17 protein-coding genes are annotated in these 13,739 nt (G+C 58.7%); 5 read left to right on the top strand and 12 right to left on the bottom strand.

Annotated features, from left to right (window positions below):
• The first annotated feature begins 56 nt into the window (after positions 1 to 56).
• Complete coding sequence (gene rnhA, locus IV89_RS04115; protein WP_005849948.1) at positions 57 to 512, top strand: ribonuclease HI; 456 nt, start codon at positions 57 to 59, stop codon at positions 510 to 512.
• On the top strand, positions 509 to 1,132 hold the full coding sequence (locus tag IV89_RS04110; RefSeq protein WP_037941278.1) for a trimeric intracellular cation channel family protein: 624 nt from the start codon (positions 509 to 511) through the stop codon (positions 1,130 to 1,132). Before rnhA ends, IV89_RS04110 begins: the two co-directional genes overlap by 4 nt.
• A 2-nt stretch (positions 1,133 to 1,134) precedes the next feature.
• Here IV89_RS04110 and IV89_RS04105 read toward each other — a convergent pair whose 3' ends face one another.
• The 5 genes from IV89_RS04105 to def (IV89_RS04085) are packed head-to-tail and all read right to left on the bottom strand — an operon-like array spanning position 1,135 to position 3,799.
• The gene (locus tag IV89_RS04105) at positions 1,135 to 1,374 is read right to left on the bottom strand and encodes a hypothetical protein (protein WP_037941276.1); all 240 of its coding nucleotides are present in this window, start codon (positions 1,372 to 1,374) and stop codon (positions 1,135 to 1,137) included.
• A 3-nt stretch (positions 1,375 to 1,377) separates the two neighbouring features.
• On the bottom strand, positions 1,378 to 2,292 hold the full coding sequence (gene fmt, locus IV89_RS04100; protein ID WP_037941274.1) for a methionyl-tRNA formyltransferase: 915 nt from the start codon (positions 2,290 to 2,292) through the stop codon (positions 1,378 to 1,380).
• Positions 2,293 to 2,322: 30 nt separating this feature from the next.
• The gene (def, locus tag IV89_RS04095; RefSeq protein ID WP_037941272.1) at positions 2,323 to 2,820 is read right to left on the bottom strand and encodes a peptide deformylase; all 498 of its coding nucleotides are present in this window, start codon (positions 2,818 to 2,820) and stop codon (positions 2,323 to 2,325) included.
• A complete protein-coding gene (gene def / locus IV89_RS04090; RefSeq protein ID WP_037941270.1) occupies positions 2,817 to 3,284 on the bottom strand; it encodes a peptide deformylase in 468 nt (155 codons plus the stop codon). The genes def (IV89_RS04095) and def (IV89_RS04090) overlap by 4 nt, the downstream gene beginning before the upstream one ends.
• On the bottom strand, positions 3,281 to 3,799 hold the full coding sequence (gene def, locus IV89_RS04085; protein ID WP_037941269.1) for a peptide deformylase: 519 nt from the start codon (positions 3,797 to 3,799) through the stop codon (positions 3,281 to 3,283). The genes def (IV89_RS04090) and def (IV89_RS04085) overlap by 4 nt, the downstream gene beginning before the upstream one ends.
• Before the next feature lie 99 nt (positions 3,800 to 3,898).
• Between def (IV89_RS04085) and IV89_RS04080 the strand changes: the two genes are divergently transcribed.
• Positions 3,899 to 5,068, top strand: coding sequence for a MalY/PatB family protein (locus tag IV89_RS04080; protein WP_037941266.1), 1,170 nt, complete (start codon positions 3,899 to 3,901; stop codon positions 5,066 to 5,068).
• A 2-nt stretch (positions 5,069 to 5,070) separates the two neighbouring features.
• On the opposite strand, the gene IV89_RS04075 is transcribed toward IV89_RS04080, so the two are convergent.
• Positions 5,071 to 5,430: a hypothetical protein gene (locus IV89_RS04075; protein ID WP_037941263.1), complete on the bottom strand. Its 360-nt coding sequence runs from the start codon at positions 5,428 to 5,430 to the stop codon at positions 5,071 to 5,073.
• Between the two features lie 174 nt (positions 5,431 to 5,604).
• On the opposite strand from IV89_RS04075, the gene IV89_RS04070 reads away from it, so the two are divergent.
• Positions 5,605 to 6,579 (top strand): glutathione S-transferase family protein, encoded by a 975-nt coding sequence (locus IV89_RS04070; RefSeq protein ID WP_037941260.1) that lies wholly within the window; start codon positions 5,605 to 5,607, stop codon positions 6,577 to 6,579.
• Between the two features lie 11 nt (positions 6,580 to 6,590).
• Here IV89_RS04070 and smc read toward each other — a convergent pair whose 3' ends face one another.
• Positions 6,591 to 10,046, bottom strand: a complete 3,456-nt coding sequence (smc, locus tag IV89_RS04065; protein WP_037941258.1) for a chromosome segregation protein SMC — start codon at positions 10,044 to 10,046, stop codon at positions 6,591 to 6,593.
• 173 nt (positions 10,047 to 10,219) lie between these two features.
• The gene (locus IV89_RS04060; RefSeq protein ID WP_308811044.1) at positions 10,220 to 10,528 is read right to left on the bottom strand and encodes a hypothetical protein; all 309 of its coding nucleotides are present in this window, start codon (positions 10,526 to 10,528) and stop codon (positions 10,220 to 10,222) included.
• Positions 10,529 to 10,653: 125 nt separating this feature from the next.
• Here IV89_RS04060 and IV89_RS04055 point away from each other — a divergent pair, with 125 nt between their 5' ends.
• Complete coding sequence (locus IV89_RS04055; protein ID WP_037941254.1) at positions 10,654 to 11,421, top strand: FCD domain-containing protein; 768 nt, start codon at positions 10,654 to 10,656, stop codon at positions 11,419 to 11,421.
• Between the two features lie 58 nt (positions 11,422 to 11,479).
• Here IV89_RS04055 and IV89_RS04050 read toward each other — a convergent pair whose 3' ends face one another.
• The 4 genes from IV89_RS04050 to IV89_RS04035 all read right to left on the bottom strand — a co-directional run bounded on the left by IV89_RS04050 (position 11,480) and on the right by IV89_RS04035 (position 13,738).
• Positions 11,480 to 12,040: a F0F1 ATP synthase subunit B gene (locus IV89_RS04050; protein ID WP_037941252.1), complete on the bottom strand. Its 561-nt coding sequence runs from the start codon at positions 12,038 to 12,040 to the stop codon at positions 11,480 to 11,482.
• Positions 12,041 to 12,043: 3 nt separating this feature from the next.
• A complete protein-coding gene (locus IV89_RS04045; protein WP_005849969.1) occupies positions 12,044 to 12,595 on the bottom strand; it encodes a F0F1 ATP synthase subunit B' in 552 nt (183 codons plus the stop codon).
• A gap of 86 nt (positions 12,596 to 12,681) precedes the next feature.
• The gene (locus tag IV89_RS04040; RefSeq protein ID WP_005849971.1) at positions 12,682 to 12,918 is read right to left on the bottom strand and encodes a F0F1 ATP synthase subunit C; all 237 of its coding nucleotides are present in this window, start codon (positions 12,916 to 12,918) and stop codon (positions 12,682 to 12,684) included.
• A 61-nt stretch (positions 12,919 to 12,979) separates the two neighbouring features.
• Positions 12,980 to 13,738, bottom strand: a complete 759-nt coding sequence (locus IV89_RS04035) for a F0F1 ATP synthase subunit A (RefSeq protein ID WP_037941251.1) — start codon at positions 13,736 to 13,738, stop codon at positions 12,980 to 12,982.
• Position 13,739: the final 1 nt, after the last annotated feature.

The following is a 13,739-nucleotide window of genomic DNA, read 5'->3' as shown; positions in this document are numbered from 1 at the left end:
GGGCGGGGCTTAGATTAGGCTGGACGCCCCCACGCCAGACTGGATAAGGCAGCCCCATGACCAAGCTGATTGCATATACTGATGGTGCCTGTTCCGGCAATCCCGGCCCCGGTGGCTGGGGTGCCCTGATGCGGGCGATGGATGGCGACAAGATCGTTAAGGAGCGCGAGTTGAAAGGCGGCGAACCCGCCACCACCAACAACCGGATGGAGCTGATGGCCGCCATCAGCGCGCTCGAAGCGCTGGCCCGCCCGACCGAGATCACGATCGTCACCGACAGTAACTATGTCAAAAATGGCATCACCGGCTGGATCTACGGCTGGAAGAAAAACGGCTGGAAGAATGCCGCTAAAAAGCCCGTCAAAAACGCGGAGCTTTGGCAGCGGCTGGATGCGGCAAATGCGCGGCATCAGGTCACCTGGGAATGGGTCAAAGGCCACGCCGGCCACCCCGAGAACGAGCGCGCGGATGAACTGGCGCGGGCGGGCATGGCCCCGTTCAAAACCAAATGAGCCTGATCACCCTGCTGGAATATGCCTCCGTTCTGGTCTTTGCGATTACGGGGGCGCTGGTCGCCAGCCGCGCCCAGCTTGACCTTGTAGGCTTCGCCTTTATCGCCTGCCTCACGGCCTTGGGCGGCGGCACACTGCGCGACCTGTTGCTGGATCGAAACCCGATTTTCTGGATTGCGAACCCCACCCATCTCGCCGTGGGCGTCACTGCCGCGATGGTGGTTTTCTTTACCGCGCATCTTCTCGAAAGCCGCTATCGCGCGCTGCTATGGCTCGATTCCGTGGCGCTCGCCGTGGCGGTTGCTGCGGGTACGGGTGTGGCGCTCTCGCTTGATCAATCCGCTGTGGTCGTGGTGCTGATGGGGATGATCACCGGCTGCATGGGCGGGTTGATGCGCGATGTTGTCGTGGGGGAAGTCCCGCTTGTTCTGCAACAGGGTGAACTTTATGTGACCGCCGCTTTCGCCGGTGCCGCAACCGCTGTCATCATCCGTAGCATTCTGGGCGATGATGCGCTGGCGCTGTTTGCCGGTGCCTGTATGACGTGGATTTTGCGTGCCGGATCGCTGTATTTCGGGTGGCACCTGCCCGTGTACAAAAGCCGCCCGCCGCGGGTGTAACGTTACTTTCTACGCCAGTGAAACGGCACGATGATCAGCGCCCCGATAGAGGACGCGATGGCGTTCATACCGGCCGAACTAAACCCGAAGCCGAACATCAACCGCACGAAATAAAACAGAAAAGCGCCGCCCACGCAGATGATGATCGAGGCAAGGTAGCCGTTGCGGGTAAAGCCTGACTTTTCGGCGAAAAAGCCGACAAGCCCCGCGATCACAACCGTGCCAATAAGCGTCGGAAGCATGATTTACCCTTTGCTTAGAACTGTGCCCGCAGCAATCTGCGCACCACGCTGGAACGTCTGCGCATCTTGCGCCGCTTTCCCCGCACGTTGCAAGCGGATCAGCTGAACCGCGCCCTCCCCGCAACCGACACGCAAAGCTTCATCCAGAACCTCGCCCGCTGCACCCTCGCCCTCGGCAAGCTTCGATGCCAGCACCTTGACCCGCGTGCCGTCCAGATCGAACCATGCACCAGGAAACGGCGACAGTCCCCTGATTTGCCGATCAACCTCTGTTGCGGGGCGCGACCAATCGATGCGCGCCTCGGCCTTGTCAAGTTTACTGGCATAGGTCACGCCCTCTTCGGGCTGCGGTTCCGGTTGCAGGTCAGGCAGTTGCCGAAGTGCGTCGACAATCAACTCTGCGCCCATGGCGCTTAGTCGGTCATGCAGTTCGATCGTCGTCTCGGTGGTGCGGATCGGCGTCGCGGCGCGCAACAGTACGGGCCCCGTGTCCAGCCCCGCCTCCATCTGCATGATGCACACACCCGTTTCAACGTCGCCCGCCATGATCGCCCGATGGATCGGCGCGGCTCCCCGCCATCGGGGCAACAGACTAGCGTGGATATTCAGGCACCCGGATTTCGGCGCATCCAGAACGGCTTGGGGCAAAATGAGACCATAGGCGACAACAACAGCGACATCCGCGCCGAGCGCTGCAAACTCCGCTTGCGCCTCAGCGGTTTTCAACGAAACGGGGTGACGTACCAGCAACCCCAAAGCCTCTGCCCGTTGCTGCACCGGGCTGGGGCGGTCCTTTTTGCCTCGCCCTGCAGGGCGCGGCGGCTGGCAATAGACGGCGGCGATTTCGTGGCCGGCCAAGACCAACGCATCCAACACTGGCACTGAAAAATCAGGTGTTCCCATAAAGATAACACGCATCGAACACTTCCCTTCAAACCGTAGAGGCAGTCAGCCCTTGTACTTGCGCGCCTTGCGCAGCAGCATATCACGACGCGTTTTACTCAGATTGTCGACAAACATTTTTCCGGCAAGATGGTCGATCTGATGCTGCACGCTGGTCGCTTCCAACCCGACGAAATCGCGCGTCACTGTCGCGCCCTGCTCGTCAAGATACTGCACTTTCACACCACGTGGACGCCGGATCTTGGCCGATATTCCGGGCAAATTCGGGCTTGCCTCTTCGTATTCATTCATGATCGCCGAAGCGTCGATGACGACAGGGTTTGCCAATCGAATCCGCTTGTCCCGCGCTTGCGAGGCATCGACAACGGCGACCTGCAGCGACACCCCGATCTGTGGTGCGGCCAGCCCGACCCCCGGCATCGCGTCCATCGTGTCGATCATGTCGTCCCAGAGCGCACGAATTTCATCATTGATTTCTGCCACTTGGGCGGCGGGCGTCCGCAAACAGGCGTGCGGCCACGGAAGAATGCGACGAACGGTCATTGGCTTTGCTCCTGCGCGACACGGTCGTAAATGACGATGCCATCAAGGTGGTCATATTCATGCTGCACGATCACGGCCTCTGCGCCGGTAAACTTTCGTTCGTGGGTGCCATCAGCATCCGTCCACCGCAAGGTTACCTCGGTCGCGCGGGCAATATCCATCGGCACGCCGGGGATCGACAAACATCCCTCTTCGCCAATCGCGCGGGCGTCAGACAGGCTGACAATCTGCGGATTGATACAGGCGACAGGCGTCGGCGTGCCTTCCTTCCAGCCCGCATCGAAAACGAAAATACGCTCGGTCCGGCCAACTTGCGGGGCCGCCAACCCGCGACCGGGCGCGGCATACATCGTCTCGAACATATCAGCGATCAGCTGGTCGATCTCGGGCGTGCGCGTGGCGACAGGCGCGCACACAGCTGTCAGCCGCGCGTCAGGCCAAGTCACGATGTCCATCACGCTCATCCGCGCGCCAGTTCGCGTTTCAGCTTGGTCATTTTGCGCGTGATCATCTGGCGCTTCATCGGTTTGAGATAATCGATAAAAAGCTTGCCATCCAGATGGTCGATCTCGTGCTGCACGCAGGTCGCCCATAGTTTTGTAAAGGTCTCGGTCTGCTCGTTCCCGTCGATATCGATCCAGCGCACGTCCACATCTGCGGGGCGCGTCACATCGGCAAACTGCTCGGGGATCGACAAACACCCTTCTTCATAGGTGTTCAGCGCGTCCGAGGCGGCGATGATTTCGGGGTTGAACATCACCAGCGGCCGCGGCGTCTCCCCTTCTTCCTTTACGCAATCCATGACGATCAAGCGGTTCATCACCCCGATCTGGGGGGCCGCAAGACCGATCCCCGGCGCGTCATACATCGTGGCGAGCATATCATCAGCCAAGCTGCGCAACTCGTCCGTCATATCGGTCACGGGGGCGCATGGCTTTTTCAGCCGCGGGTCAGGGTGTAGTAAAATATTGCGTATCATTTGGTTGATTTAGGCCAACACCTGCGCCGCTGCAACCTCGGGGCTTGCGGTCTGGTCGATTAGGTTTAGCGTGTCGGCCAAATCTGACAGGAGAACCCCATGAGCTTTGACGAAATCATCGACCGGCGTGGCACCCATTGCGCGAAATGGGACAAGATGGAGCCGATCTACGGCGTCCCCGCGGATACGGGCATTGCCATGTGGGTTGCTGATATGGATTTCCGCCCGCCTCAGGTGGTTCAAACCGCGCTGCAAGATATGTTGGACCATGGCGTCTATGGCTACTTCGGCGATGACAGCAAATATCTGGGTGCCATCCAATGGTGGATGGAGCATCGACACGGCTGGAAAGTCGCACCCGAGTGGATTTTCACCACGCACGGCCTGGTTAACGGAACCGCGATGTGTGTCGACGCCTTCACCAAGGCCGGGGACGGAGTTGTCCTGTTCACACCGGTTTACCACGCCTTTGCGCGTGTGATCTCCGCCGCAGGGCGGCAGGTGGTCGAATGCGAAATGGCCATAGAAGGCGGCCAGTATACGCTCGATTTCGATGCCTATGACGCGCAAATGACGGGCAACGAGACGATGCTGGTGTTCTGTTCCCCCCATAACCCGGGCGGGCGTGTTTGGTCCAGGTCAGAGTTGGAGCAGGTCGCAGCCTTTGCCAAACGCCATGACCTTGTCCTCGTCTCGGACGAGATTCACCATGATCTGGTGATGCCTGGTCATACGCATATCCCAATGGCCCTGATCGATGGCGTGGCTGATCGCTTGGTCATGATGACCGCAACGACCAAAACCTTTAACATTGCCGGTTCCCACTCCGGCAACGTGATCATCCCCGATCCGAAGCTCCGCGAAACCTTTGCGGCACGCATTGCAGCGATGGGGCTTTCGCCAAACTCCTTCGGTTTGTTTATGGCGACCGCAGCCTATTCGCCGGAAGGGGCCGCATGGGTTGATGATCTGGTCAGCTATCTGGACGGCAACCGGCAGATCTTTGACGCTGCGATAAAGGACATTCCCGGGCTTCAATCCATGTCGCTTCAATCAACCTACCTTGCTTGGGTCGATTTCAGCGGGACTGGAATGGACAGATCAGAGTTCACCCAACGGGTCGAAAACTCCGCTGGGATTGCTGCAAACCACGGGCCAACTTTTGGCAAGGGCGGGGAAAGCTTCCTGCGGTTCAACATCGCCACCCCGCGCGCCCGGGTAGAAGAAGCCTGCAACCGTCTGCGCGAGGCGTTCAAAGACCTGCAATAAAATCAATGCGGTGCGTCGACGGTGATCAGGCCCGCCGGCGCATCTGCAGCCCGTTCGAAATCCAGCGCCGCAGACTTCGCGACACGGGTCGCGCGTTTGAAATCAAACAGCATTTCGCCGCCTTCTTGCTCTACCGCGACGATCAAACATTGAAACAGATGAGCCCCGCCATCGAATAAATCGACCCGACCGCGCAACTGCGGTGCCGTCTGCGCATCAAGCGAGAAGCCAGTGTCCCAATAACGCAGGACCTTATGCTCCACCCCGTCCGCGTGTACCCGCAGACGCGACGATTTTCGCAGGCTATCCACCCGTGCGGCGTCCAGCCCGGCCTGAATGTCTTTCGGCAATATGGCTTCCACAGCTTCCTCCCTCCAAAGGCTTCCAACATGAAGCGTGACGTGCTGGGATTCAAAATCAAGTGTGCCCCAAGAATTTATTCGACGTGCATCAACGCAGCCCCCCTGTGCGTCGCGTGCTATGGCCTTTCGCCCGTCTGAACTTACCTTGAACACAAACAAGTAAAGGAGTGGTGTATGGGACTGCTGGTCGACGGAGAATGGCGCGATAAATGGTACGATACGGAGTCTACCGGAGGTAAGTTTGAACGCTCCACCTCCAAATTTCGCAATTGGGTCACAGCGGACGGCAGCGCGGGCCCGTCAGGAAAATCAGGCTTTCAGGCACAATCAGGACGGTATCACCTCTACGTCAGCTATGCCTGCCCCTGGGCACATCGCGCACTGATTTTCCGCGCGCTTAAAGACCTTACCGACCATATCAGCGTGTCGGTCGTACACCCCGATATGATGGAAGACGGCTGGACTTTCGCAACAGATTTCGAAGGCGCGACCGGAGACACCCTCTTTGGAAGTGACTTTTTGCGTGACATTTATATCAAAGCCGATCCAAATTTCACAGGCCGCGTCACGGTGCCTGTGCTCTGGGACAAAGCGCAGAACACGATCGTATCGAACGAATCGGCCGAGATCATTCGCATGTTCAACAGTGCGTTTAATGAAATCACCGGCAATACTGATGATTATTGGCCGACTGACCTGCGCGAACAAATCGCCGACATCAACGAACGCGTTTACGAGACCGTTAACAATGGCGTCTATAAAGCCGGGTTCGCGACGTCTCAAGATGCCTATGACGACGCGGTTCATCCGCTTTTTGACAGTCTGGCGTGGCTCGAGAGCATCCTCGAAAACAACCGTTTTCTCGCCGGCGACAAGTTGACCGAGGCCGACTGGCGGCTGTTCACGACCCTCGCGCGCTTTGACCTCGTCTATCACACCCATTTCAAGTGCAACCATAAGCGCCTTACCGATTACCCGAACCTTTGGGCCTATACGCGGCAACTCTATCAACACGCTGATATCGCCGAGACCGTGCATTTCGATCACATTGTTCGGCACTACCATTTCAGTCAGACCACGGTGAACCCGCATCAGATCATCCCGATTAACCCGACGGTCGATTTCACCGCCCCACATGGGCGCGATTAGGGACACGGGCGTTAGGCCACCAGCGTTTCTGCCTTCTTCAAATCGACAGAGACGAGCTGGCTGACGCCCTGTTCCGCCATGGTGACGCCGAACAGCCGATCCATTCGCGCCATGGTGACAGCATGGTGCGTGATGATCAAAAAGCGCGTGTCAGTCTGTCGGCACATCTCGTCCAACAGGTCACAAAAGCGCGTCACATTCGCATCATCCAAAGGCGCGTCAACCTCGTCCAACACACAAATTGGCGCCGGGTTCGCAAGGAACACTGCAAAAATCAGCGCCATCGCGGTCAAGGTCTGTTCGCCCCCCGACAATAGGCTAAGCGTGCTAAGCTTTTTGCCCGGCGGCTGGCACATAATCTCCAACCCCGCCTCCAGAGGATCGTCCGATTCAACCATCACAAGGTTGGCCTCACCACCGCTAAAAAGATGTTTAAACAGCATAGAGAAATTGCTGTTCACCTCTTCGAATGCGGTCAGCAAGCGTTCACGGCCTTCTTTGTTCAGGCTCGCGATACCGCTGCGCAATGTCCGGATCGCCTCGGTCAAATCTGCCTTTTCACCAACCAAAGTGGCGTGTTCCGCCTGAACCTCTTTCGCATCTTCCTCGGCACGCAAGTTCACAGCACCCAAGGCTTCGCGCTGTCCCTTCAAACGGCTCAGCTGGTTTTCAAGAACCTCGACATCTGACATCTCATCTGCATTGATCTCAAGTGTTTCTGCCAGCGCTTCGGGGGTCGTGTCACGTTCTTCATCAATGCGCTCTGCGGCAAGGGTTACCGTTTCCTTCGCCGCATCTGCGCGCGCCTCTGCCCGCGCCCGCGCCTCGCGCGCCTCCGACGCCAAGCGCTCTGCGTCACGCTCAGCCAATGTCGTATCGCGCAAATCGGCTTCCCCGGTAGACAACTCTGCGCTGGCCGCCTGCTTGCGGGTCTCTGCCGCAGAAATTGCGCCCGTCAACTCTTCACGTTTCGCCGCGATTTCGCCGGGGGCAGAGCTCGCTTCGGTCAACTCTCTTTCGGACGCTTCTTTACGCTCAAAAAGCTCGGCGCTGCGTTTTCCCGCCGTGTCCAGGCGGTTCCGCCAGCCGCCCAACTCCTTGGCGACATCCTGGGCACGTCTCTCGCGTGCGGCACCATCGCGACGCAGTTCGTCCAGCGCAGAACGCCTCGTCATCATCGCAATGCGCGCGCCTTCAACGGTCTGTCGCAACATCTCCACATCGGCGCGGGCACTTGATACGTCGTCAAGCGCGGCAAGCGCATTCTCTGCCTCCGTCACCAAACGTCGACCCTCGATCGCCTCTTCCTCGTGGCGGGCGACGGCCAACCCCAAACTGTCCAACCGGCTCTCCGCCAGGTTCCGATCCGCCTCAGCCCGGCTTAGGGCCCGTCCTGCATCCGCAACAGCACGGTCTGCATCGCGCCGCAGCGCCCGCGCATTTTTGTCTGCCTCTGCCTGAGCAAGCAGAAGCTTTTGCAATGTTTCATGTGCATCACGCGCAGCCTCTGCCCGTTGATTCGTTTGCTCTAACCCCTGCTTGAGTACCTCTAAACGGTTAATTTGTTGCAAACGAAGCGCGGCGGCCGAGGGCGCATCCTCCGCCCACGCCCGGAAACCATCCCACCGCCACAAATCGCCCTCTGGCGAGACGAGACGCTGGCCCGGCAGCAGCAGCGGTTGAAGCCGCGTGCCGTCGTCCGCGTCGACCAGACCAATCTGGCTCATCCGGCGATTCAGAACGTCAGGCACCGAGACATGCGCCGTCAGCGGGGTGATCCCCTCGGGTAGAGGCTGGACCGTTGAATAGGCAGGTAAATATGCCCACCCCGAGGGCCCGTCGGCATCGACATCCGGGGCGCGCAGATCATCAGCCAGGGCAGCACCAAGCGCTTTTTCAAACCCGTGCTCGACCTGCAGGCGGTCCAGAATTTGACCACCCTCGGCGGTGTCACGCTCTACCAGCTTCGCCAGCGCGCCAGCTTCGGCGCGAATGGCGTTCAGCTCGCCCTCGGCCTCTGACCGTTCGGCACGGGCATCTGCTTCGCGACTTTGGGTGGCAGCGCGGTCGTCCTCCGCCTTTTGCAAGGCTTCCTCGGCAGCGACAGAGGCCGCATGCGCCTGTGTCTCTGCAGCTTGGGCGGCACTGAAATCGGCGTTTGCTTTCTCGAGTGCGGCGGCACTCTGCGCGACGGCGGCACGCGCTTTATCCGCTTCCGCTTCCGATCGTTGAAGCGTTTTGCGGTGATCGTTCAGCAAGCGTTCGGCAGAGCTGTGACGCGCGACCAAACGGGCGACATCCTCGGTCAGCTTTGACAGATCCGCTTCCTGTTTCTCTAGCACGCCGGCGGCTTCTTTCGCGCGCTCTGCCGCCTCCGCGATCGCAGCTTCATGCCCCTCGCCCGCATCCGATAGGTCACGTTCTTCCCGCTCCAACCGCGTGATCGTTTCTTTGGCGTCGCGGTTTAACTCACCTTCGCGGTCCAGATCACGGGTCAACTGCGCGATGCGATTGGTCAAGGCGTCAATCGCGGCCCGGGCGCGGTTTTCCTGATCGCTCAAGGTATCGCGCTGTACACCAAGCCGCTGCACGATAGCGGCCGCGATCGCTTCTTCCTCACGCAGCGGCGGCAAAGCCTCTTCGGCTTTTTGCCGTGCCACAGTGGCCTGACGTACGGCTTTTTCCGCCTCGGCGGCGGTGGCCATCTGGCTGCGCAGCGCTTCGGCCGTCGTTTGACGAGTATCCTCGGCCACGCGCCAGCGCCGATACAGCAGCACCCCTTCGGTCCGGCGCAGGGCATCCCCGATATCGCGATAACGCGCAGCCTGACGGGCCTGGCGCGCCAATTGCGAAAGCTGACTGGCAAGCTGTTCAACCACATCGTCAACGCGCGCAAGGTTGGCTTCGGTACCATTCAGCTTCAGTTCAGCTTCGTGACGGCGGGCATAAAGCCCTGAAATACCCGCGGCTTCTTCAAGGATACGGCGCCGGTTCTTCGGTTTGGCGTTGATCAGTTCCGAAATCTGGCCTTGGCGTACCAATGCTGGCGAATGGGCTCCCGTTGATGCGTCGGCAAACAGCATTTGCACATCGCGCGCGCGCACATCCTTTCCAGCCGCTTTATAGGCGCTACCGACATCACGGGTGATCCGCCGGATGATTTCGATGCTATCACCGTCGTTAAACCCAGCCGGCGCGAGACGTTCGGAGTTGTCGATATGCAACGCAACTTCGGCGAAGTTCTTGGCCGGACGAGAGGACGCGCCCGCGAAAATCACATCTTCCATACCGCCACCGCGCATAGCGGTCGGACGGTTTTCGCCCATCACCCAACGGAGCGCTTCAAGCAGGTTGGACTTGCCGCAACCATTCGGGCCAACAACGCCGGTTAGACCATCCGAGATGATCAGATCAGTGGGGTCTACAAAGCTTTTAAAGCCTGTCAGCCTGAGTTTGGAAAACCGCAATGTTCGTGCCCGCCTGATTCTTATGGATAGCCAGAATTGCGGATCATCGGGTTTAGAGTCAACGCGACCCCGCTAGGTAGAGCGGGAAGTAGCCGCCTTATCCACAAGATATTGTTATTCTATGCCTGTTATCGCGTTTTCCTTTCACTATGGTTGTTTGACGGTTCTACGCCTCATCCGCAGTCCAGCTTTCCGACGGCAAGCGCTTGATCCCCCGCGACATGCGTGACCTCGCACCCGCTGACCTGCGCCATCGCCCGCGCCGCACGGTCGCGGATTGGGCCGAAGCGGGGGGCGTATTCCATATTGGTGCGTATCGCTTCAGCCTGATTGCCGTTAACGCGCACGTCAAAGTCAGAACCGTCCACCGTTATGGCAGTGGCAGGCAGGCCACTGAAATGCGCGCTTGGCATGTTGCAGCCCGTGACAATCACCATCACCAAGGCGCACAGCAAGACGGTAAGGAATCGTGTATCTATCATCATGAGCCCATCTAACGCGCGGCACCCTAAGCAAGTGTTAATGCGGACCAACATTGTGCAGAAAACAATCGCGTTGCCGCCCCGCCCCTCCGGTCATATAATTTGACCAATCCAAGGAAACGCCGATGCCCTTTCAGCCTATCACCTCCGAAAAACTGTCAGCCGCTGTCGTTAGGCAGGTTGAACAGCTAATCCTGCGTGGCATTCTGCGGCCCGGCGAACGGCTACCCGCAGAGCGTGAGCTTGCCGAGCGTCTGGCCGTTTCGCGCCCCTCGCTTCGGGATGCTATTGCCCAGCTTCAGGCCAGCGGATTGCTGACCGCAAAGCCCGGCGCGGGGGTCTATGTCGCCGATGTGCTCGGCAGCGCGTTCTCCCCTGCCCTGACAGAGCTTTTTGCACGTCACGACGAAGCCGTGTTCGACTATCTTTCGTTCCGCCGCGACATGGAAGGGCTGGCAGCCGAACGGGCCGCGCGGCTTGGTTCTGACACCGACCTTGGGGTCATTCAGGCAGTTTTCGACAAGATGGAAGCGGCGCACCAGAAGCGTAACGCAGATGACGAAGCGCAACTGGACGCGCAGTTTCATATGGCGATCACAGAGGCGAGCCATAACGTCGTCATGCTGCATATGATGCGGTCGATGTATGATCTGCTGCGTGGCGGCGTGTTCTACAATCGCGAAGTCATGTTCAAACAGCGCACAACGCGCACCGCCCTGCTGGATCAACACCGCGCCATCAACGACGCATTACAGGCACGTGATCCCGCCGCAGCACAAGCCGCAGTTGAGGCGCATCTGACCTATGTCGAGAACGCCCTGCGCGATCATCAAAAAGCCGAGCGTAATGAAGATGTCGCGCGACAACGTCTTCAACACGAGACAAACACCTAGCCCAACGTAAAAAGGCCCCGGTCAATACCGAGGCCTTTTAAAGTCAGTTCGTTAAAACTTAGTGAAGCTTTGTGTCGACTTCTGCAATTGCACTGTCGATCAATGCATTGCCTTCCGCGGCTGTCATCTTCTTGGCGATAACATCCTTGGCAGCGGCAATAGCCACAACGACAGCTTGATCGCGGACTTCTTTAACGGCAGCAGCCTGAGCGGAGTCGATCTGCTCTTCGGCCGCGGCCATACGGCGCGCGATGGATTTCTCCAGGTCGGCACGTGCCTGATCCGCGGCTTCGTTCGCTTCGGCCTTGGCCGATGTCACGATACGGTCCGCTTGCTCTTTCACTTCCTGCTGCTTGCGTTCGTAGCTGGCAAGAAGCGTCTGCGCTTCTTCACGCAGCGCACGGGCTTCGTCCAGTTCGGACTTGATGCCTTCGGCGCGGCTGTCGAGCATGCTGCCCATCATCTTTGGCACTTTGAAATAGATCAAAACACCGACGAAAAGCAGGAAAGCCAGCAGGACGATAAAGTCCGTATTGCGCAGCGAAAAGAACACGTCACCAGCTGCAAAAGCAGGGGAGGCGACCAGACCGGCGATGAGGGCTGAGAAGGTCAAACGCATGGCTTATCCTTTCATCCGGGCATCGACGGCCGCGGAAATTGTTTTCGCGTCAGCAGAGCCACCGACGGCGGCGACGATTGCCTCGGCGGTGTCTTTGGCGACAGCTTCAACGTTCTCCATCGCGGAGGCGCGGATTTCGCTGATCGCTTTTTCGGACTCGGCGGATTTGGCGGCGATCTCGGCGTCTGCCTTGGCAATCGCTTTGTCCAGATCGGCCTGAATGTCGGCTTTCGCGGCGGCGATGATCTGCTGTGCTTCTGCACGGGCGTCGATCAAGGCTTTGTCGTAAGCGGCCTCTGCCTCCGTCGCTTTGACCTTCAGGTCTTCGGCGGCGGCGATGTCATTGGTGATGGTGCCCTGGCGCTCCGCCAGAACAGCGCCGATGCGTGGCAGGGCAACGCGCGACAGAATAAAGTAAATTGCGACCAGAGCGACGATAAGCCAGAAAATCTGGTTGCCGAACCAATCAATGCAAAGCTGTGGCATACCAATGGCGCTGCCAAATTCGTTGACACATGTGCCAGCGATTTCCCTAGTAATCGGTTCCGTCGCCATAGCGGGCTCCTGTCAAAGCGTGGAAGTCTTTCGGGCAGCGCGCCATAGCGCACTGCCCGAAGCGTAAGGACGTAGGTGTCTTAAGCTTAGACAGCGAACATCAGCAGCAGTGCGACGAGGAACGAGAAGATCCCCAGGGCTTCTGCAAAGGCGATGCCGATGAACAGAGTTGCTGTTTGACCAGCAGCAGCAGATGGGTTGCGCAGTGCGCCAGCCAGGTAGTTGCCTGCAACGTTGCCCACACCGATGGCTGCGCCACCCATGCCGAATGCTGTCAGACCTGCGCCAATGAATTGGCCCATTTGTGCGAGTTCGCCTTCCATGTCATTTCTCCTTACAATGGAATTTTGGTGATTGGTCAGGCGGGAATATCCCGCCTTGGTGTTAGTGGTGCGGGTGCAATGCGTCTTTCAGATAAACGCATGTGAGGATCGCGAAAACATATGCCTGGATGAAGGAAACCAACACCTCGAGACCATACATTGCCGTGATCGCAAGAACCGAGAAGGGGGCGATGGCAGCAAGTGCCGCGAAGCCCGCGAAAACCTTGATCACGGCGTGACCCGCCATCATGTTACCCGCAAGACGGATAGAGTGGCTGACCGGACGTACAAAGTACGAGATCAGCTCGATCACGGCCAGAACCGGACGCAGTGCCAGGGGCGCGCTGCTGACCCAGAACAGGCTCAGGAACGATGCGCCGTTCTTGACGAAACCCAGAATGGTCACACCGAAGAACACGGCAAAGGCCATCACGGCGGTGACCGAGATATGCGATGTCGGAGTAAACGCCATCGGCAGCAGACCCAGGAAGTTCGAGAAGACGATAAACATGAACAGGGTCATGATGTAGGGGAAGTATTTCACCCCTTCTTTACCGCAGATATCCTCGACCATCTTGTAGATGAAGCCATAGGCCAGTTCAGCGACCGACTGCATGCGCGACGGGATAACCGACCTTTTCGAGGTGCCCAGAACCAGCAGCGCAAAGATCGCCAGAACGGCAACGGCCATCCAGACTGTTGCGTTGGTGATTGTGTACCAGGATACAGCGCCGTCGCCAAAGAATGGCTTGACGATGAACTGATCCATCGGGTGAAAAGCCAAACCGCCTGTTTCTTCGCCGTGTGCTTCTGCCGCCATG

It is taken from the genome of Sulfitobacter sp. CB2047, assembly GCF_000735125.2.
GTDB lineage: Bacteria > Pseudomonadota > Alphaproteobacteria > Rhodobacterales > Rhodobacteraceae > Sulfitobacter > Sulfitobacter pontiacus.
The sequence above is the reverse complement of the archived record's forward strand: the minus strand, read 5'-3'. Positions and strand labels throughout refer to the sequence as shown.